The sequence below is a fragment of the Paenibacillus sp. BIHB 4019 genome (genome assembly GCF_002741035.1).
GTDB lineage: Bacteria > Bacillota > Bacilli > Paenibacillales > Paenibacillaceae > Pristimantibacillus.
In genome coordinates this window covers 5114765-5132898 of record NZ_CP016808.1, presented here as the reverse complement: position 1 = coordinate 5132898, position 18134 = coordinate 5114765, and the positions used below count along the sequence as shown (strand labels likewise).

21 protein-coding genes are annotated in these 18134 nt (G+C 51.0%); all 21 read right to left on the bottom strand.

Translation table 11 applies throughout. The features are described from left to right. Positions 1 to 106 precede the first annotated feature (106 nt). The 21 genes from trpA to BBD42_RS22320 all read right to left on the bottom strand — a co-directional run bounded on the left by trpA (position 107) and on the right by BBD42_RS22320 (position 18001). Positions 107 to 913, bottom strand: coding sequence for a tryptophan synthase subunit alpha (gene trpA, locus BBD42_RS22415; protein ID WP_099519941.1), 807 nt, complete (start codon positions 911 to 913; stop codon positions 107 to 109). Then, positions 900 to 2105, bottom strand: a complete 1206-nt coding sequence (trpB, locus tag BBD42_RS22410; protein ID WP_099519940.1) for a tryptophan synthase subunit beta — start codon at positions 2103 to 2105, stop codon at positions 900 to 902. Before trpB ends, trpA begins: the two co-directional genes overlap by 14 nt. Beyond that, a complete protein-coding gene (locus tag BBD42_RS22405) occupies positions 2102 to 2836 on the bottom strand; it encodes a phosphoribosylanthranilate isomerase (RefSeq protein ID WP_348272573.1) in 735 nt (244 codons plus the stop codon). Before BBD42_RS22405 ends, trpB begins: the two co-directional genes overlap by 4 nt. Continuing rightward, a complete protein-coding gene (gene trpC, locus BBD42_RS22400) occupies positions 2836 to 3630 on the bottom strand; it encodes an indole-3-glycerol phosphate synthase TrpC (protein WP_099519939.1) in 795 nt (264 codons plus the stop codon). Before trpC ends, BBD42_RS22405 begins: the two co-directional genes overlap by 1 nt. After that, positions 3617 to 4672: an anthranilate phosphoribosyltransferase gene (gene trpD, locus BBD42_RS22395; RefSeq protein WP_099519938.1), complete on the bottom strand. Its 1056-nt coding sequence runs from the start codon at positions 4670 to 4672 to the stop codon at positions 3617 to 3619. Before trpD ends, trpC begins: the two co-directional genes overlap by 14 nt. Continuing rightward, the gene (gene trpE, locus BBD42_RS22390) at positions 4669 to 6261 is read right to left on the bottom strand and encodes an anthranilate synthase component I (RefSeq protein WP_056028786.1); all 1593 of its coding nucleotides are present in this window, start codon (positions 6259 to 6261) and stop codon (positions 4669 to 4671) included. The genes trpD and trpE overlap by 4 nt, the downstream gene beginning before the upstream one ends. A 407-nt stretch (positions 6262 to 6668) precedes the next feature. Then, entirely contained in the window at positions 6669 to 7037 is a 369-nt protein-coding gene (gene aroH, locus BBD42_RS22385; RefSeq protein WP_099519937.1) for a chorismate mutase, read from the bottom strand. Position 7038: 1 nt separating this feature from the next. Then, the gene (gene aroB / locus BBD42_RS22380) at positions 7039 to 8136 is read right to left on the bottom strand and encodes a 3-dehydroquinate synthase (protein WP_099519936.1); all 1098 of its coding nucleotides are present in this window, start codon (positions 8134 to 8136) and stop codon (positions 7039 to 7041) included. A 3-nt stretch (positions 8137 to 8139) separates the two neighbouring features. After that, positions 8140 to 9309 carry a chorismate synthase gene (aroC, locus tag BBD42_RS22375; RefSeq protein ID WP_056028792.1) on the bottom strand — a complete coding sequence of 390 codons (1170 nt, stop codon included), beginning with the start codon at positions 9307 to 9309 and terminating at the stop codon, positions 8140 to 8142. Between the two features lie 359 nt (positions 9310 to 9668). Further along, positions 9669 to 9836, bottom strand: coding sequence for a hypothetical protein (locus tag BBD42_RS31590; RefSeq protein WP_150131589.1), 168 nt, complete (start codon positions 9834 to 9836; stop codon positions 9669 to 9671). A gap of 66 nt (positions 9837 to 9902) precedes the next feature. Then, a complete protein-coding gene (locus tag BBD42_RS22370) occupies positions 9903 to 10688 on the bottom strand; it encodes a CheR family methyltransferase (RefSeq protein WP_056028794.1) in 786 nt (261 codons plus the stop codon). A 33-nt stretch (positions 10689 to 10721) separates the two neighbouring features. Further along, positions 10722 to 11165 carry a nucleoside-diphosphate kinase gene (ndk, locus tag BBD42_RS22365; RefSeq protein ID WP_056028796.1) on the bottom strand — a complete coding sequence of 148 codons (444 nt, stop codon included), beginning with the start codon at positions 11163 to 11165 and terminating at the stop codon, positions 10722 to 10724. Between the two features lie 27 nt (positions 11166 to 11192). Further along, the gene (locus tag BBD42_RS22360; RefSeq protein WP_056028798.1) at positions 11193 to 12167 is read right to left on the bottom strand and encodes a polyprenyl synthetase family protein; all 975 of its coding nucleotides are present in this window, start codon (positions 12165 to 12167) and stop codon (positions 11193 to 11195) included. Positions 12168 to 12175: 8 nt separating this feature from the next. After that, positions 12176 to 13030, bottom strand: coding sequence for a menaquinone biosynthesis protein (locus BBD42_RS22355; RefSeq protein WP_099519935.1), 855 nt, complete (start codon positions 13028 to 13030; stop codon positions 12176 to 12178). Beyond that, on the bottom strand, positions 13020 to 13655 hold the full coding sequence (locus BBD42_RS22350) for a UbiX family flavin prenyltransferase (protein WP_099519934.1): 636 nt from the start codon (positions 13653 to 13655) through the stop codon (positions 13020 to 13022). The genes BBD42_RS22355 and BBD42_RS22350 overlap by 11 nt, the downstream gene beginning before the upstream one ends. Then, positions 13649 to 14524: a UbiA-like polyprenyltransferase gene (locus BBD42_RS22345; protein ID WP_099519933.1), complete on the bottom strand. Its 876-nt coding sequence runs from the start codon at positions 14522 to 14524 to the stop codon at positions 13649 to 13651. The genes BBD42_RS22350 and BBD42_RS22345 overlap by 7 nt, the downstream gene beginning before the upstream one ends. Beyond that, a complete protein-coding gene (locus tag BBD42_RS22340; RefSeq protein ID WP_099519932.1) occupies positions 14521 to 15237 on the bottom strand; it encodes a demethylmenaquinone methyltransferase in 717 nt (238 codons plus the stop codon). The genes BBD42_RS22345 and BBD42_RS22340 overlap by 4 nt, the downstream gene beginning before the upstream one ends. A 10-nt stretch (positions 15238 to 15247) precedes the next feature. Further along, a complete protein-coding gene (locus BBD42_RS22335; protein ID WP_099519931.1) occupies positions 15248 to 16117 on the bottom strand; it encodes a heptaprenyl diphosphate synthase component 1 in 870 nt (289 codons plus the stop codon). A 142-nt stretch (positions 16118 to 16259) separates the two neighbouring features. Continuing rightward, a complete protein-coding gene (locus BBD42_RS22330) occupies positions 16260 to 16880 on the bottom strand; it encodes a hypothetical protein (RefSeq protein ID WP_150131588.1) in 621 nt (206 codons plus the stop codon). Between the two features lie 496 nt (positions 16881 to 17376). Then, positions 17377 to 17598 (bottom strand): trp RNA-binding attenuation protein MtrB, encoded by a 222-nt coding sequence (mtrB, locus tag BBD42_RS22325; RefSeq protein WP_046232031.1) that lies wholly within the window; start codon positions 17596 to 17598, stop codon positions 17377 to 17379. Between the two features lie 127 nt (positions 17599 to 17725). Further along, entirely contained in the window at positions 17726 to 18001 is a 276-nt protein-coding gene (locus BBD42_RS22320) for an HU family DNA-binding protein (protein ID WP_046232030.1), read from the bottom strand. Positions 18002 to 18134 lie beyond the last annotated feature (133 nt).

Here is an 18134-nt window from a genome sequence, read left to right as displayed (position 1 = left end):
GAGGAGAACATGCATATCCTTTCCTAAATTTTAAAAAAAGAGGTGCAGAATACGCTCGTATTCTGCACCTCTTAAACTATGCCTCCCATAAGGGGTTAAATATGCCCTAGCCCTTCAGCGCGGCTACAAACTCGCCGATCTGCTTCAAGCCTTCTGCGCGAGTGCTCTCCTCTTCGAGCAGCGGAATGGATTCTTCAATTTTGCGTACGATCGCGCTGCCAACGACAACGCCGTCGCATTGCTTCGAGAATCGCTCAACTTGCTCACGGCTCGAAATGCCGAAGCCAACTGCGATCGGCAGATCGGTCGCTTCCCGCACGGTAGCAAGGAAATCGTCGATCCCGCTGTGGAATTCTGCCCGCACGCCCGTTACGCCCAGCGAGGAGACGCAATACACGAAGCCTTTAGCTTTTTGCGAAATACGCACGACGCGATCCTTGGAGGTCGGAGCTACGAGCGGAATGAGATGAATGCCTGCCGCTTCCGCCAGCTGGCGAACCTCGGCATCCTCTTCGATGGGCAGGTCGGGAATGATTAGACCGCTGATTTCTTTATTTTTGACCAGCTCCATAAAAGCTTCCAAACCGAATTGGAGCACCGGATTAAAATAAGTAAACAATATGAATGGCAGCTTCACGCCAGCTTCGCGCGCTTGCGCCGCAGCTTCAATGCAGTCGCGCAGCGTAATGCTGCTTCTCAAAGCACGCTCGGATGCCCGTTGAATAACGGGACCATCGGCGAGCGGATCAGAATAAGGAACGCCCAGCTCGATTAGATCGGCGCCGGACTCCTCCAGCTGCTTAATAATCGCCAGCGACGTTTTCAAGTCAGGATCGCCTACTGTCAAAAAAGGGATTAGCGCGGTACGCTTCTCCTCACGTAGCTTTGCAAATACCGTATCAATGAGATTCATCGACTGCGCCTCCCAGCTTGCTCATAATCGTCTCTACATCTTTATCGCCGCGCCCCGACAGGCTGACAACGATAATTTTATCTTTAGCAAGCGTTGGAGCCAGCTTGACCGTCTGGGCAATCGCATGTGCCGACTCAAGCGCCGGAATGATGCCTTCTGTCCGCGACAGCAATTGCAAGGCATCCATCGCCTCGTCATCGGTAATCGGGAAATATTCCGCACGGCCCGAATCCTTCAAATAGGAATGCTCAGGGCCAATGCCCGGATAGTCGAGACCAGCCGAAATCGAATGCGCAGGCAGCACTTGTCCGTTATCATCCTGCAGCACATAGCTCAGCGAGCCTTGGAATACGCCATGACGGCCTTTCGTCATCGTAGCCGCATGCTCCTCTGTCTCTACTCCACGTCCCGCTGCTTCTACGCCAATCAAACGCACATCCGCATCTTCAATGAACGGGTAGAAAATACCGATTGCATTGCTGCCGCCGCCAACCGCTGCTACTACATAATCCGGCAGACGTCCTTCTTCTGCCACAATTTGCTTGCGCGATTCGTCGCCGATAATCCGCTGAAAATCGCGGACGATCATCGGATAGGGATGCGGCCCTGTCGCCGAACCCAAAATATAATACGTATCGTCTACATGGCTAACCCAGTAGCGCAGCGTTTCATTACAGGCATCCTTAAGCGTGCGCGTTCCCGAAAGAACGGGAACAACTTCCGCCCCAAGCAACTGCATGCGGAATACGTTGAGCTGCTGGCGCTTCATATCTTCCTCGCCCATAAATACTTTGCATTCCAGTCCAAGCAAAGCTGCAATCGTCGCCGAAGCAACGCCGTGCTGGCCTGCGCCGGTTTCGGCAATAATTTTCGTTTTGCCCATGCGTTTCGCCAGAATGCCCTGACCGATTGTATTATTGATCTTGTGGGCGCCTGTATGGTTTAAATCCTCGCGCTTCAAATAAATTTTAGCGCCGCCAAGCTGCTCGCTCAGGCGTTCTGCATAATAGAGCGAGGTAGGTCTTCCCGAATACTTATGCAGCAAATTGCGGATTTCCTCTTGAAATGATTCATCCTTGGAATGGCGGTTGTACGCTTCCTCCAGCTCAAGCAGAGCGTTCATCAACGTCTCGGGAACATAACGGCCGCCAAACTTGCCGAAACGACCATTTTCATCCGGTACTCGGTTCATCGTTGCATCACCTTTCTGACGAATAATCTAATTTTCTCGATATCTTTAACGCCGTCCGTCTCTACTCCGCTGGACACATCAAGACCACTCGGAGCATGCGCAGCTAACAATTCATGTACATTGTCCGGGTTCAGACCGCCCGCTACATAAAGCGGCACATTCAGCTGCGCTGCCGCAGCCTGGTAGTCATCAATAACTTGCCAGTTGAACGCTTTGCCCGTTCCGCCCCCGGCCGTGTCGATCAGCACAGCATCAATTTTTCCGTTAAATGGAGCAAGGCGGACTGCTGCCTCATTCACATTAGCATGATCGGCAGTACCCTTGTCAGCTCCCGTGCCTGTGTCCTCCTCAGACTGAACAACCGTTTCATTTCGTATAGAAAATACCTTCCACACCTTCACCGCAAATTGCTCGCGGACCGCTTGGCAAAAAGCAGGCGTTTCGCTGCCATGCAGCTGCACCACATCAAGCGAAGCGATAGCGAGCGTCTCGCGAAGCTCCGTAAGCGTAGGGTTCACGAATACGCCGACGGTTTGGGGACGCAGCCCTTCTGCCGCCTTCAAGCCATGTACAGCCTCAATCAGCTCCGCTGCTTGCGCAGGCAGCACTTGACGCTTGCTAGGTGCAAATACAAATCCAATGTCATGGAACGGCAGCCCGTCCATTTGCTGAATCGTCTCAGCAGTTTTGAGGCCGCAAATTTTGATCCGAGGAGTCGTCTGCGTCTGCACTAGCGGCTCACCGGCCCCATCAAATCGATAATAGCCTGGCCAGCATCGGGTTGGCGCATAAAATGTTCGCCAATGAGAACGCCCTGCGCGCCAACGCCTTGCAAATAATCCATATCTGCCGGGCCAGCAATGCCGCTCTCGCTAATCACGGTCACACCTTGCGGCATCAAGCCGATCAACTGCTCCGTTGTACGCAAATCGGTGACAAAGCTTTTCAGATCGCGATTGTTGACCCCGATAAGCGTCGCTTTATTCAGCTCTAGCACCGTCTCCAGCTCCTCGCGGTTATGCACCTCGACCAGCACATCCATGCCAAGCGCCGTTGCCGTATCATACAGCTCCGCCATTTGCTGCTTAGTCAATATCGCCGCAATGAGCAAAATCGCATCCGCGCCAATGACTCTCGCCTCATACACTTGGCGGTAATCAATAATGAAGTCCTTGCGAAGCAGCGGAATGCCGACCGTATCCTTGACGAGCGTCAAATACGCATTGGCCCCTTGAAAATATTGCTGGTCCGTCAGCACGGAAATACAATCCGCTCCGGCCTGCTCATACGCAGCTGCCAGCTCCGCCGGATGAAATTCAGGGCGAATCAGCCCTTTAGACGGCGAAGCTTTTTTCACCTCGGCAATGAGTCCAACCGAGCGCTTGCGGCCCACAGTCAATGCACGCTCAAAGCCGCGGCATGGAGCAAGCTCGGCAATCGTCCGCTCATATTCCGCTAATTGGAAAGTGGCGGACAGCGCTTCTACCTCTTCGCGCTTCGTTACTACGATTTTATCCAAAAACATGGGTCAGCTCTCCTGTCGTTTGAATCAGGCCCAGCAGCTTTTGCTCGGCTAATCCGGAATCAATCATATCCGCCGCAATTTTAACACCATCTGTCAAGCTCGCAGCAGCTCCGCCCACATAAATGCAAGCTCCTGCATTCGCAAGCACGATATCGCGATAAGCACCGCGCTGCTCGCCGCTGAATATGCCGCGAATGATAGACGCATTGGCCGCAGGATCGCCCCCCAGCACCTCGCTAATCGGATAGCGGGTCAAGCCTAGCTCCTCCGGCGTAATTTCATACGTGCGAACCTCGCCATTCAGAAGCTCCGACACTCTAGTCGCTGCCGAAATGCTGATTTCATCCAGCCCGTCATTGCTGCTGACGACCATCGCGCGCTTGACGCCAAGCTCTCCCAGCACCGAAGCAACGGTGTCCGTCTTCTTAGCATCATACAAGCCGATCAGCTGTCGATCTGCCCCTGCCGGGTTAGTCAATGGACCCAGCATATTAAAAATCGTCCGAATGCCCAGCTCTTTACGTGGAACAGAAGCGTGGCGAAGCGATGGATGGTACAGCTGCGCGAACATGAAGCAGATGCCCACTTGCTTCAAGCATTCCTCCGCCTGCTCAGGTGTCAGCGTAATTTGGACGCCCAGCGCCTCCAGCACGTCCGCGCTGCCCGCTTTGCCCGACATTGCGCGATTGCCATGCTTGGCTACGCGAATGCCAGCTGCAGCCGCAATAATCGCGGACGACGTTGAAATATTGAACTTATGAATGCCGGAGCCGCCTGTGCCGCATGTATCCAGCAGCCCTTCCTGCTCGGTCTGCACATGGCTCGAATGCGCCCGCATCGCCTGGGCAAAGCCTGTAATTTCGTCCTTCGTCTCGCCTTTCATGCGCAGCGCGGTCACGACGCCTGCAATTTGAACCGGCGTTGCTTCCCCGCTCATAATAATATCCATGACGGAGCGGGCTTCTTCCCGTGACAAATGCTCGCTGCCGATTAATTTGGTTAACGCGCTTTGCATCGTAATCGGTGTCAGGCTGCTTGTCATTGTACGAAACCCTCCCCTGCTTTGATGTAATAATCGCTATTGATGGCATTGAAGCTCTGGTCGCGAGCGTCTCCAGGCTTGCCGAACAGCTGCTCAGCGGCCCGAATGGCCGTCAGCAGCGCTTTCGCTTTATTCACCGTTTCGGTATATTCGCTTTCCGGAACGGAATCCCAGACGATGCCTGCCCCGCTCTGCACGTAGGCTTTGCCATTTTTGAAAATGATCGTGCGAATCGTGATGCAGGTGTCGAGCGTACCGCCGAAGCCTAAGTAACCAATCGCTCCAGCGTAAGCGCCGCGAGCTTCATTTTCAAGCTCTGCAATAATTTCCATCGCCCGCAGCTTCGGTGCGCCGGATACGGTTCCAGCAGGAAGACAGGAGAGGAATGCATCGTAAAAATCCTTGTCCTCCCGCAGCTTGCCCGTCACATTCGAGACGATATGCATAACGTGGGAATAACGTTCGATTTCCATAAAGGAATCGCATTTCACCGAGCCGAACTCGGATACACGGCCGATGTCGTTGCGGCCCAAGTCAACGAGCATCAGATGCTCCGCGCGCTCCTTCTCGTCTGCCAGCAAATCCTGCTCCAGCGCAAGATCCTCCTCCGGCGTTTTGCCGCGAGGGCGCGTTCCGGCAATTGGACGGGTTTCCACCTTGCTGCCATCTACTTTAACGAGCGCCTCCGGCGACGTTCCAACAATTACCTCTTCACCCATTTTCAAATAATACATGTATGGTGAAGGGTTCATCGTGCGAAGTACGCGGTACACATGCAGCGGATCAACATCCGTCTCAATGCTGAAGCGCTGGGACAGCACCACCTGGAAAATATCGCCGGCGCGAATGTACTCCTTCGCTTTGTCGACATTGGCGATGAACTGCTCCTTCGTCAAATTGGACTGCACATCGCCAACCTCAGGCATAGTCGGCACGCCAGCACCGATTGGCACCGGAATCTTCACCTGCTGCTGCAGGCGCTCGACCGTCGCTTCGATTTTGGCAACTGCTGCGTTGTATGCCTCCTCGACGCCGTAAGACTGAACGATGCCCGTCTGCGTCGTCTCCTTCGGCACATGCACATTGCCGATAATTTGCAGCTGCTGCTTGAAGTGGTCGAAGACGATGACTTGATCGCAGAACATAAACTGCAAATCATTCATTTCCAAATCATCTATCCGGTGGGGTGGGAGCTTCTCATAATATTGCAGCAAATCATAGCCGAAAAACCCGATAGCCCCGCCCGTAAATGGTGGAAGATGGGACATCGCCGGACTGCGATAGTAACGAAGATGATCCTTCAGCAAGCTTAGCGGCTTATCGTCGAAGCTGATTTTTTCACCATTTTTCTCAAAAATCATTTCGCCGTTTTTGCCGTACAGCATCATAAACGGATCGGTTCCAATGAACGAATACCGCGCCCATTTCACGCCGCCCTCTACACTTTCAAGCAGAAATGCATGCTTTTCCTTGGCAAAATGCTGAAACAGCCGAATCGGCGTCTCCGTATCCGCCATCATATAACGAACGATTGGAATGAGATTGTATTCCTCAGAGAGCTTGACCACTTGCTGTAATTCACTATTCATCGTTACGTCCCCCTTCTCGATATGTGTAGTCACATTCAAAATAAAAAGCCCCTGCCAAGGCAGGGGCGCTGATTTAAGATGAGGACAAAAAAGTAAAGGCTAGCCAACAAATAAACCTATAGCAGCATCTTGTACAAACATACGCAATGGAACACAGCTGTCGCCATCTGAAAGGATGGATAGGCTCTTCCGGCAACGAAATAGAATATGATTATAAGTGCTAAACTTATACATCATCTTTATTTCAACATCACGCACTCTGCTCTATAGACTTTATATTCGCAACTTGGCTATGCTCGTCTCTGCTCTGCTCATCTAATTTCAACTCAAACCTGCTCACTTGCTTCTCAACTAGTCTCATTTACTTCATCCAATATACAACATCTTGTGCCTGATCGTCAATTAGATTAGGATTGCGTTAAATCTGGACGAAGCACTTGGGCTCCTCCCAAGTACACATGTTTAATCTCGGCTTGCGTTTTGTCCGTATTTACGGTAACCATCAGCCTAATGCAGCGGGCAAGGCTTCCCTTAACGGGCACTTCCAGCGCGCACATGAGTGGAACAAGCTCCCAACCGCTCATTTGGCGAATAGCCACAGCCGGAAAAGCATCATCCAAATCATTCGTCACCGTAATAAATACGCTGCAAATATCGTCAGGCTGAACGTCATTGTCTGCGACAATCGCATGCAGCATTTCAAGTGTTGCTTTTAAAATAGGCTCTTTCTCGTTTGTATCAACGGTAATTGCCCCGCGAATTCCCCTAACGCTCATATTACTCGGCCTCCTGTTTCAATTCCTCCACGATTTCCCGAACCCATGACGCCGGTACATCTTTCTTGATTTCCACTTCGCCGATCGCCGTCGGAACCACGAAAATCATTGTGCTTTCGCTGAACTTTTTGTCATGCATCATCGCTTCCATAATCGCGTCCACGTCAAAGTGCTCCGGCAGCTTCACCGGAAGCCCGCATTTAGCAAGCACTCGCTTCGTTGTTGTATAGACGTCCTCAGGCGCTCCATAACGCAGTCCTAGCTTGGCCGAGCCAATCATGCCTATCGAAATCGCCTCGCCATGAAGCAGCTCGCCATAGCCAGCCACAGCCTCCAGCGCATGACCAATCGTATGGCCCAAATTCAAAATCGCACGCAGGTCATTTTCCCGCTCATCCTTGGATACGACTGCCGCTTTTACACTGCAGCCCTTATACAAGGCATAGCCGAGTGCTTCTGGATCAAGCGCGAGCAGGCGCTCGGAGTTTTCATCGCACCACTGCACGAAAGCGTCGTCCCAGATAAAGCCGTGTTTGACCACTTCCGACAAGCCTGAACGAACGTCGCGCGGCGGAAGCGTCTGAAGCGTGTTCAAATCATACAGCACCATTTCCGGTTGATGGAAAGCGCCGATAATATTTTTCGCCAGCGGGTGGTTGACAGCCACTTTGCCGCCAACGCTGCTGTCATGCGCCAAAATTGTCGTCGGAATTTGAATGAACTTTACGCCACGCATATAAGACGCTGCTACGAAACCCGCCAAATCGCCAACTACGCCGCCGCCAAGAGCTACGATCGCCGATTTGCGGTCAAGCCCTGCTTTAAGCGCATGCGTGACCAAATCTTCCAGCATCGCCAAAGACTTCGAGCTTTCACCTGACGGCACGATTGCTGTGGACGGCTGGAAGCCCGCTGCGCTTAGCGTGTTTGCAAGCGGCTCCAAATAATGGGGCGCCACTTTATCATCGGAGATGATTAGCAGCGGCGATTTTTTGCTAATGCCGTGCTTTTCGAAAAAAGAGGGAGCCTCCTGCAGGAGACCCTCCCCAATATAGATCGGATAAGAGCGTTCGCCTAAATCAACCGTTAGCTCTCTCATTCCTTAGTACCTGCCTATTTGCTCAAGGTATTGATTCAGGTTCGAGCGGATTTCCTCAATGGAATCGCCGCCGAACTTCTCAAGAAATGCTTTCGCTACTTCAAAAGCGACAACATGCTCCATAACTACGCTCGCTGCCGGAACTGCACAGCTATCGGAACGTTCGACTTGCGCCGTGAACGGCTCCTTCGTGTCAATGTCCACGCTGCGAAGCGGCTTGTAAAGCGTTGGAATCGGCTTCATTACGCCGCGGACGACGATTTGCTCGCCATTGGTCATACCGCCCTCGAATCCGCCCAGACGGTTCGTCGCTCTCGTATAGCCTTCCTGCGCGGTGTACAAAATCTCGTCATGCACCTGCGAGCCGCGCAGCTTCGCTGCTTCAAAGCCGATGCCAATTTCACAGCCTTTGAAGGCATTAATGGAAACGACAGCGCCCGCGATGCGCGCATCCAGCTTGCGGTCCCATTGCACATGGCTTCCAAGCCCAATTGGCACGCCTTCAATAATGCACTCGACCACGCCGCCGATGGAATCGCCTTCGGCTTTAATTTGGTCAATGTAAGCGGTCATCTTCTCTTCCGTTTCTTTATCAACGACGCGTACAGGCGATTCTTCCGTAATGCGAATAAGCTCATCCAGCGGCAATTGGTTCGCCGGCGCTTCGATTTCGCCAATACGGATAACCTGTCCGCCCACTTTAATGCCGAATTCAGCAAGAAGCTGGCGTGCAACCGCGCCAACCGCTACGCGTGCTGCTGTCTCGCGGGCACTGGAACGCTCCAGTACGTTGCGAAGATCCTTCAAATTATATTTCAAGCCGCCGTTCAAATCCGCATGTCCAGGACGCGGACGGTGTACCCGGCGCTTCTCTTCATCTCCGCCTTCAATCGGGGCGATGTTCATTACGCTCGTCCAATGCTTCCAGTCATTGTTCTCAACAATTAGCGCTACAGGAGCGCCAGTCGTCCGACCATGACGAACGCCACCGACAATGTTCGCCGTATCCTTCTCAATTTGCATGCGACGACCGCGGCCATGGCCTTTCTGGCGACGGTGAAGCTGAAAATTAATCTCCTCAAAATCAATAGTTAAATTACTAGGAAGACCCTCAATAATGGCGGTCAATTGGGGACCATGTGTTTCCCCCGCTGTCAAATAACGTAAACTCAACCTAAAGCTCCTCCTTCAACGCAAACAACCTAATATGGCCTGGAGCGCTGCAAGCGTGCGCATTTGGCTGATTATTAGGCGCATGCTATCATCAGCTACCCTAAACATCTTTGCTCATTATAGTACAGCCTTGCGGGTTTGACAAGAAATGCGCACCGCCAATCCGCGCCCAAACCGCTTTTTTATCTCAAGCGTAAACGGCTGTCGCCGTCCTTTAGCGGCGCGTTTCAGTCCGAGACATATAGAGAAAGGATGGAAAAATTATATCCTTGCCTAGATGTAAAAAAAGCAGGATCAGTAGCCTGGTATGGCGCCTGATCCTGCTTTTTTTCAAACGATGACCTTCTATGGGCCATCCCTTAGCTATTCACCGTGCGCTTGCTCTGCGAATCCGCATAGTCGGAAGCGAATTGCTGGGCTTTCAATAATCCAGGCAATTGCCCGCTGTCCAGTCCCAAAATCTGCGCGCACTCTTGAATCGATATAATGCCAAGCTTATAGGCTTGAATCACTTTGCGTTTATCCATCTTTCGTTCCGCCTCCAAATGGTGTTGACTACCACTAGTATAGGAGAACAAGGAAGCCGATATACATTAATTGCTCGTTTTTCTGTAAAAGAACGTATCCGCCGTATCAAAGCCATACTGGGCTGGCGAAAAAATCTGCTCCGTGCTGCCGACGAACAAAATGCCGCCCGGCTTCAAAGCTTTTGCAAACTTGTGGTACAAAATGCGCTTCGCATCCTCGGTAAAATAAATCATAACATTGCGGCAAACAATGAGGTCGAATCCGCTGTCAAACGTATCATGAAGCATATTTTGCTGCTTGAATTGGATCGATTTTTTCAAATCGTTCGAGACGGCAAAAGCTCCATGATCTGGAGCAAAATATTTTTGACGGAACGCTGGCGGCACATCCTTAAGCGAACGCTCTAAATAAATGCCTTCCTGCGCCTTTTGCAGCACGATATTATCAAGATCCGTCGCCAAAATCGACGATTTGCCAATGGCACCAATCTCCGTCAAAATCATCGCCAGCGTATAAGGCTCCTCGCCCGTCGAACACGCTGCGCTCCAAATTTTCAATCGGCTGTTATTTTTCAGCATTTCCGGAAAAAACTGATTTTTCAGCACTTCCCACCGGTTCGGGTTACGCCAAAACTCCGAGACGTTAATCGTCATCCGGTCGAGAAATTCATTCATCAAAGTACGGTCATTCTCCAGCTTTCTCCAGTATTCATCGAATGTCTGGAATCCATGCTTCATGCGCAGCGTCGTGAGCCTGCGTTTCATTTGCGCTTCCTTATATTGCGATAAATCAATGTTGGTCTTATCTCTCATCTTCTGGATAAACGTTGCAAAATCCCGATCGTCCGTCATTAAGCCTTCAGCCTCCGTTTGTATTGCAGCTGGCTAAACCCAGCGCTGCATCGTTTGTTCGTATTCCACAAGCTGTTCAGGAGTGAAGAAAATGGAAATTTCCCGCACGGCATTTTCGGGAGAATCGGAGCCATGAATCAAATTATAATTCGTATGTACAGCAAAATCAGAGCGAATGGTGCCTGGAAGCGCATCCACTGCATTCGTCTTGCCAATTAAAGCGCGGGTTAGCGCAATGACGTTATCGCCTTGCCACACCATCGCAAATACGGGGCCAGACGTAATAAAATCCAGAAGCGGCTCATAAAAAGGCTTGCCTTCATGCTCCTCGTAATGCTTTTGTGCCAGCTCGTTGCTCACGGTCATAAACTTGGCTGCAACCAATTGAAGCCCTTTACGCTCAAAGCGAGACATAATTTCTCCAATGAGGCCACGTTGAACACCGTCAGGCTTAATCATCAAAAAAGTTCTTTCCACTAGTAGCAGCTCCTTTTCGCATCTTGATTAATAATTGCGTTTGCCGACAAAATGTGCGATATCGGATAAGTTCTTCTTCGCCGGAAGGGATGGCAAATCCTTCAAGGCAGCGAGCGCTTTCTCTACATACTTTGCAGCGAGCTGCTCAGCGACATGAATGCCTTTGCTATTTTTGATCAAATCGATCGCTTCTCGCGTATCCACATTGCCATTATGCTCGCGAATACGGGCGATTTCCACAAGCAGCCGCTCGCGGGTCGCCTCATCCTGCAAAGCCAAAATAACAGGCAATGTAATATTGCCCTGTCTAATGTCAGAGCCTGGCGGCTTGCCGATCTGCTTCTCGGTTCCGAACAAATCAAGCAAATCGTCGCGGATTTGAAACGCCATTCCCACATTGTAGCCATATTCATAAAGCCGGTTTGCCGTCTCTCTGTCCCCATCTGCTGCAATCGCTCCAAGCTGGCAGCTTACTGCAATGAGCAATGCGGTTTTGCGCCTGATGCGCAGCAAATAATGGCGGATGGTTTGGTCCGTATTGAAAAAATAACGGATTTGCTCCATTTCGCCAATGCCCATTTGCACAATTGCTTTGGACAGCACCTGATGAATTTGCGGGTTGCCCAGTTCAGTAGCGATAACGAGCGCTCTTCCGAAAATATAATCTCCGGTATACATCGCAACCCGATTATCCCATTTAGCCTTGACCGTTGGCTGGCCGCGTCTGGTCGCAGCGTCATCTATCACATCGTCATGGACAAGCGAGGCCATATGGATCAGTTCAAGAGGCACGGCGATTTTTTTCATGACCTCCAGATTGTAGCGCCCAAACTTGCCGGCAAGCAGCACAAAAACAGGACGCAGCCTTTTGCCGCCTGCCTTGAGCAGATGAAGGGATGCCTCGCTGAGCAGCTTATGCTCGAAAGTGACGCTGCGTTCAAGCTCCTTCTCTATTTGCGTTATATCGCCTTTTAATTTTGCGTACATATCTAATAGTTTCATTCTTTCACCTATTCGGCAGAATTGTCTTCGTAGAACGCCAGCTGAACCTCATGGTCCAGCAGACCTAATTGTGTCGCATAACGGAAATACAGCGCCAGTCCCTCGCGCAGCTTCTGTCCGAAATCATATTGCAGACATGTAAAATAGTCCAGCCAATACGCGCGTTCGCCGCCAAGCTCCTCGCAGGCCTTGTCCACAAGCGGTGACAAGTCGGCAAGATTGTGGCGCTTAGTCGCAAGCATCGCCTGATGCAGCTCATGAATTTCTCGAGGAAAGGCAGCTGCCGCCTCCTTATGAACCGCCACAACCGCAAAGGTCATGCCAAGGCCCGTCCAGCGATGCCATAGCTCGCCAAGATCGATGATGTGCAGTTCTTCACTTCTCCACGAGGCATGAATAGCTGGGTCGCCAATGATAAGCGCCCCATCCGCGTTCTCAAGCATCTGATCAAGCATCGGTTCAGCAGCGATATATTCCGCATCAAGATCGTAATAAAGCTTCATCACAATTTTGAGCAAATTGACAGAAGTGGCTGAAGCGGATGTTACCGCAATTCGCTGTGGACGCACTTGCTCGATCGGCTGCTTAAGGAACAGCAGAACCGAATTAACCCGGCCCTCCGATCCTACGCACAGCTCCGGCAGCAGCAAATAGTCTTTGCTATTTAAGCCGTAAGCATAGGATGAGACAGCCGAAGCCTGAAGCTCTCCTTCGCGCAGCTTTCGGTTAAGCTCTGCGGGAATGCGGGAGCACAGCCCCAGCTCAGAAGCGTCAAGACGCTGATCAAGGCCGACAAAGAGCGGCCATGCATTTGCGTAATCAATTTCTCCAATCATTAGGGGCAAGCTGTCTTTAGTCAGCATCAGGCCCATCCCCCCATCTTGTAAACAAAGCATGCTCAATTCCCATGCAGTCTAATAATTTGCCAACCAGAAAATCAATCATGTCTTCCATCGATTGCGGCTTATAATAAAAGGCCGGCATAGCTGGAACGATCGTTACGCCCATTTTTGCAAGCTTCAGCATGTTTTCCAGATGAATCGCATGCAGAGGTGTCTCCCGAGGCAGCAGCAGCAGCTTGCGTCCTTCCTTCAGCATTACGTCTGCTGCCCTCGAGAGCAAATCATCGGATATGCCGTGAGCGATGGAAGCGAGCGTCCCCATGGAGCATGGCGCAACGACCATTCCCTGTACCCGGAAAGAGCCGCTGGCAATGGTTGCCCCAATATCTGAATTCGGATGCAAAACAAGCCGCTTCGCCTGTACTGCCTCTGCAAAATGCAGCTCGACAGCAGCTTGTCTGCGGCTCGTCATCCAGCCCAGCTCTTCCTTAAGCACTCGCCAGCCAGCCTCGGTCACCACGAGATGGACGTCAAAACCGGTTCTAAGCAGTTCCTCTGCCAGCCGAATGCCGTAGATGGAGCCGCTCGCCCCGGTAATGCCGACAACCCATCTGCCTGCCGCGCCAGCAGTTCCGCCCCCTACCATTTGTGCAATACCATCAAATCAACAATGGCAAACAAAAACAGAACGACGCTTAATGTGCCATTCATTCCGAAAAACGAAAGCTGAACGCGGGAAAGATCGTTTGGACGCACCAGCCAGTGCTGATAGAACAGCATAACGATGGCAAGCAGCGTTCCGAGCAAATAAACCCAGCTCAAATTTGTCAAAATAAATAGCGTAATAAAACCGACTGCCGTCACCATATGGAAACTGCGGGCAATCCACAGCGCCTTCGCTACGCCAAACCGGGCAGGAATGGAGTTTAGGCCTTCCTTGCGGTCAAACTCGTAATCCTGCGTTGCATAAACGATATCGAAACCGGCAATCCACAGCGCAATCGTCACATAGAAAACCCATGCTGCCGTGTTAAATCCGCCCGTAACAGCTACCCAGCCGCCAAGCGGCGACAGCCCGATCGTCAAACCGAGAAAAACATGGCACAACCAAGTGAAACGCTTCGTATAAGAGTAGAGCACCAGTAATACGACAGCAATTGGAAGCAGCTTCATCGCAAGCGGGGCCAGATTGGCCGCAGCAATGAACAATAGGACGAAAGATACAATCGTAAACAAAAGCACCTCCGCTGACTTCAGCAAGCCTGCCGGAATGGCGCGGTTGCTAGTGCGGGGGTTGCGCAGATCGATCGCCGCATCAATGAGTCGATTGAGGCACATCGCAGCGCTTCGCGCGCCAACCATGGCTAATGTAACCCAGCCGATTTCCGCCCAAGAAGGAAGACGCTGCTCCATAACAACAGCGCCCAGAATCGCTCCCATAAAGGCGAAGGGAAGCGCAAATATCGTATGCTCAAATTTAATCATTTCAAGAATAATGCGTATTTTGCGAATCATGTTGGCTTCTTCTCCTTTATGCCTATATGCAGCGCAGCAATGCCTCCAGTCAGCGGGTAGCCTTTTACCTGCTCGAGCCCTGCTTCTTCAAACAATGCGGACAGCTGCTTTAGGTCAGGAAAAAGCTTTAATGAGTCCGGCAGCCATTTGTATTCTTGGAATCGCTTGGCTACCAGCTTGCCGATCATTGGCAAAATCCGTTCAAAATATAAATAATATAAGGCCTTGAATGGCTGCCAGCCCGGCTTGGAAAGCTCCAAGCACACAACCTGTCCACCCGGCTTCACAACGCGGTGCATTTCCTTAAGCACCTGCAAATAATCGGGTACGTTGCGCAGGCCGAAGCCAATCGTTACATAATCAAACGAATTATCCTCATAAGGCAATTGCATCGCATTGCCCTGCACGAGCGTAATTTGCTTGTCAAGCGACAGCTGCTTCACTTTCTCGTGGCCGACATTCAGCATATTTTGGCTGAAATCAAGGCCACTGATTGCCCCGCTCTCGCTGGCCTGGGCTAGCGATATGGTCCAGTCACAGGTGCCGCAGCACAAGTCGAGCGCAGTCTGACCACGCTGTACATTCATTTTGCGCATGGTGAATTTCCGCCATGCCTTATGACGCCGAAAGCTTAGCAGGTCATTCATTAAATCATATTTGGGAGCAATGTTCTCAAATACAGCGTGCACATGCCCCTTGGAGTTTGCATCCATTCGTCTAAGGTCACCTCGTCTCGTTGAGAGCGGGAGCAAATCCCGCAATCTTGTAAAGCACTGCATCCGTAATATGCTGCAGCTCCTGAACCAGCTTGTCTGATTCCAGCTTGGCCGCAATCATCCGGACATCTTCCACAGCCTGCTGCAGCAGCGCAGCAAGCTTGGCATGAATATCATATTTGTTATAAAGGCCGCTAATGAAACCAGCCTCAATCTGCTGGCCTTCCAGCGTTTGCTGCTCTTCCAGCGTACCTACCTGCAGCGCATGCCAGTAAGCCCAGCTCTGGTGAAAACGTGCCGGCACCTTGCTGCGCGCAAGCTCCTCCAGCACAATCTCGCAGCGGCTTAAAGCGTGGAGCAGCTCCGTCCAATAAAGGGCCGCCGCACCTTCCAGCAAATCCTGAAAGGCAAGAAACAATCCGCTTTTCAGCTGCACCATGCTGCTCAAATAATCGTCAGCCTGCATGACAGCCTGCTGCATACGTAAATAAAGGGTTATTTTCAGCCCGTTGACTTCGCATACCGCCTGGCTGATCTTGGCTATCATTGCTATTTCGCCTGCTTGTGCGAGCAGTTGATAGAATCGGCCGCTGAAATAATCGCCAGCTAGCACCTTGAGCTGCCTTGAACGCATTTCGCGCTCCGAGCGGCTTCCATCCTCTACATCAATTTCATCATGCGTATCCAGCCCTAGCTGCAATAAAGACAGCACGAGCGCAAATAGCTCGGCCTTCTCGGCATAGGAGCGGGTTTCGCTAAGGAATGCTTGAAGCAGGTGCAGACGCGAATCGGGAAAAGCAGGAAGCTGCGTATGGTTTTGAATCATGTCATAATCGACGTACTTCTTCGCTAATTGTGGTACACGATACGGTTTCATGGGGTAAGCCTCCGAACAGAGAAGCAGATATTGCCGCTCAATAATCTAAACTATTATAGCACAACTTTATGTAAGACGCATATGAAGCTGCCCACAGGATTGGCATTTTTTCAAGCAGAAAGGCGGAGCAGCCCATTAACCTTTACTCCGCAGCAGGTCTAGTAGAATAAGTAGGCACCGGCCCATACCATTTCGTCCACTCCGATGTGTTGCTCAAGCGCAGCCTCTCCCGCCATATTTCATCATGCAGCGGATCAGCGCTGCCAAGCTCCCCAAGGCTTGCAAGCCAGCTGTCTGTGCGCCGAATATCCGCCGCAAGCAGCAGCTGTGATTTCACTGAGCTGTCTGCAAGCCCAGCTTGCCCTTCCCTTGCTTTGCCGGCATTGCTCGGCAAAGCGGCCTTATCTGCTGGCACAGCGTAGCGGATGAGCACCCGGTTCACATTTTCCATCTTCACAAAAGAAAGCCGCAGCAATTGCTCTACATCGCGAGTCCATTCGACTGGCAGCCCTTTTGCTGCGTTCACTTTAAACTCCACCGTAAGCAGTGAATTTTCCCACTCCACCCGTAAAATAGGCGTAGCCAGCTGCAAGCCAATCAGCATATCAACAAGATTGCTGTTCGTCAGCCTTGTTGCAGCAGGCCGAAATACAGCCACTTCCGTCCCCGTCTCGGATTTTCGCATATCCGGCAGCAGGGAAAGTCCCGCCATTACAGCAAGCACAAAAACCAGCGACAGCAAATAAGGCCTAGCCATACGCAATATTACCGCCCCTTTCAAGCGTAAACGGCTTTGCCATCTTTGTGGCAAAAGCTCGTTTCGCGAAGAAATATAAGCATTATGATGAGCGACATGCCTCATTCATTCTTATATTTCAAGCGTAAACGGCTTTGCCATCTTTGTGGCAAAAGCTCGTTTCGCGAAGAAATATAAGCATTATGATGAGCGACATGCCTCACTCATTCTTATATTTCAAGCGTAAACGGCTTTGCCATCTTTGTGGCAAAAGCTCGTTTCGCGAAGAAATATAAGCATTATGATGAGCGACATGCCTCACTCATTCTTATATTTCAAGCGTAAACGGCTTTGCCATCTTTGTGGCAAAAGCTCGTTTACGCCCTTTTATACCAAGTGTGTACGCACGAATATGTCCTCATACCCATTGTACAAACATTTGGTTCCGCCTATGCCTGGAGCGGCTGCTTCCGCCATAAAAAAACTCCCGCCCTGCATCAAGGCAGAAGGGAGCGGCAGGTCGCTATTGGTCGGTCTCTATTTGGCCATGCTTCGTCATGATGACCGCTTTTCCCCGCACCTTAATGGCTGAAGTATGGTCCGTGAATTGTACGATCAGCACTTCGTTGCGATCCAGCTTTTCGGTGTGATGAAACTTCGTATCTTGCCCGCGGGTCAGCCCGATAACCTGTACCCCTTGATCCTTCGCCTTAATGACGATAAAATCGCTGTTTGTCGGCTCCATTTTCCATCCCCCTTGTCTTTCCTCTCTGATAGACAGGTCGTTTATAAGTGTCACACTTATAAACGCTTATCTATTTAAAAAGCGCCCGAACGCTAACGTCCGGACGCCGATTTAACGAATGCTGCTGTTAGTTGGATACGAGATCCTTAAGCGATTTGCCTGGCTTGAAAGCCGGGATTTTGCTAGCCGGAATATCAATTTCCAAACCGGTTTGCGGATTGCGTCCTTTACGAGCTTGACGCTCGCGAACCTCGAAGTTGCCAAAGCCAACAAGTTGGACTTTGTCGCCGCCTTGAAGCGCATCAGAAATGGCATCAAATACAGCATCAACTGCTTTAGTCGCATCTTTCTTGGACAGATCGGATAATTCAGCAACCTTGTTGATCAAATCCGTTTTATTCATTCGTTTCACCTCCCTATTAGGCAAATGAAGAGTCATCTTATCCCTCTTATTAACGGAATTACCTAAAAATATACATGCCATAGTTTTCTATGCATTTACCAAACCTATAGTAATACAGCCGTTTAGCAATTTC

What these genes read in the sequence shown, in the direction of transcription:
- BBD42_RS31590 (WP_150131589.1), bottom strand. Translation starts at nt 9,836, where the DNA reads ATGGATAAACGCAAAGTGATTCAAGCCTATAAGCTTGGCATTATATCG.
- mtrB (WP_046232031.1), bottom strand. Translation starts at nt 17,598, where the DNA reads ATGGAGCCGACAAACAGCGATTTTATCGTCATTAAGGCGAAGGATCAA.
- aroB (WP_099519936.1), bottom strand. Translation starts at nt 8,136, where the DNA reads ATGAGAGAGCTAACGGTTGATTTAGGCGAACGCTCTTATCCGATCTAT.
- trpD (WP_099519938.1), bottom strand. Translation starts at nt 4,672, where the DNA reads ATGACAAGCAGCCTGACACCGATTACGATGCAAAGCGCGTTAACCAAA.
- trpE (WP_056028786.1), bottom strand. Translation starts at nt 6,261, where the DNA reads ATGAATAGTGAATTACAGCAAGTGGTCAAGCTCTCTGAGGAATACAAT.
- BBD42_RS22320 (WP_046232030.1), bottom strand. Translation starts at nt 18,001, where the DNA reads ATGAATAAAACGGATTTGATCAACAAGGTTGCTGAATTATCCGATCTG.
- BBD42_RS22345 (WP_099519933.1), bottom strand. Translation starts at nt 14,524, where the DNA reads ATGATTCGCAAAATACGCATTATTCTTGAAATGATTAAATTTGAGCAT.
- BBD42_RS22355 (WP_099519935.1), bottom strand. Translation starts at nt 13,030, where the DNA reads ATGCTGACTAAAGACAGCTTGCCCCTAATGATTGGAGAAATTGATTAC.
- BBD42_RS22350 (WP_099519934.1), bottom strand. Translation starts at nt 13,655, where the DNA reads ATGGTAGGGGGCGGAACTGCTGGCGCGGCAGGCAGATGGGTTGTCGGC.
- trpC (WP_099519939.1), bottom strand. Translation starts at nt 3,630, where the DNA reads ATGTTTTTGGATAAAATCGTAGTAACGAAGCGCGAAGAGGTAGAAGCG.
- trpA (WP_099519941.1), bottom strand. Translation starts at nt 913, where the DNA reads ATGAATCTCATTGATACGGTATTTGCAAAGCTACGTGAGGAGAAGCGT.
- trpB (WP_099519940.1), bottom strand. Translation starts at nt 2,105, where the DNA reads ATGAACCGAGTACCGGATGAAAATGGTCGTTTCGGCAAGTTTGGCGGC.
- BBD42_RS22360 (WP_056028798.1), bottom strand. Translation starts at nt 12,167, where the DNA reads ATGAAACTATTAGATATGTACGCAAAATTAAAAGGCGATATAACGCAA.
- aroH (WP_099519937.1), bottom strand. Translation starts at nt 7,037, where the DNA reads ATGAGCGTTAGGGGAATTCGCGGGGCAATTACCGTTGATACAAACGAG.
- BBD42_RS22335 (WP_099519931.1), bottom strand. Translation starts at nt 16,117, where the DNA reads ATGAAACCGTATCGTGTACCACAATTAGCGAAGAAGTACGTCGATTAT.
- BBD42_RS22370 (WP_056028794.1), bottom strand. Translation starts at nt 10,688, where the DNA reads ATGACGGACGATCGGGATTTTGCAACGTTTATCCAGAAGATGAGAGAT.
- BBD42_RS22340 (WP_099519932.1), bottom strand. Translation starts at nt 15,237, where the DNA reads ATGGATGCAAACTCCAAGGGGCATGTGCACGCTGTATTTGAGAACATT.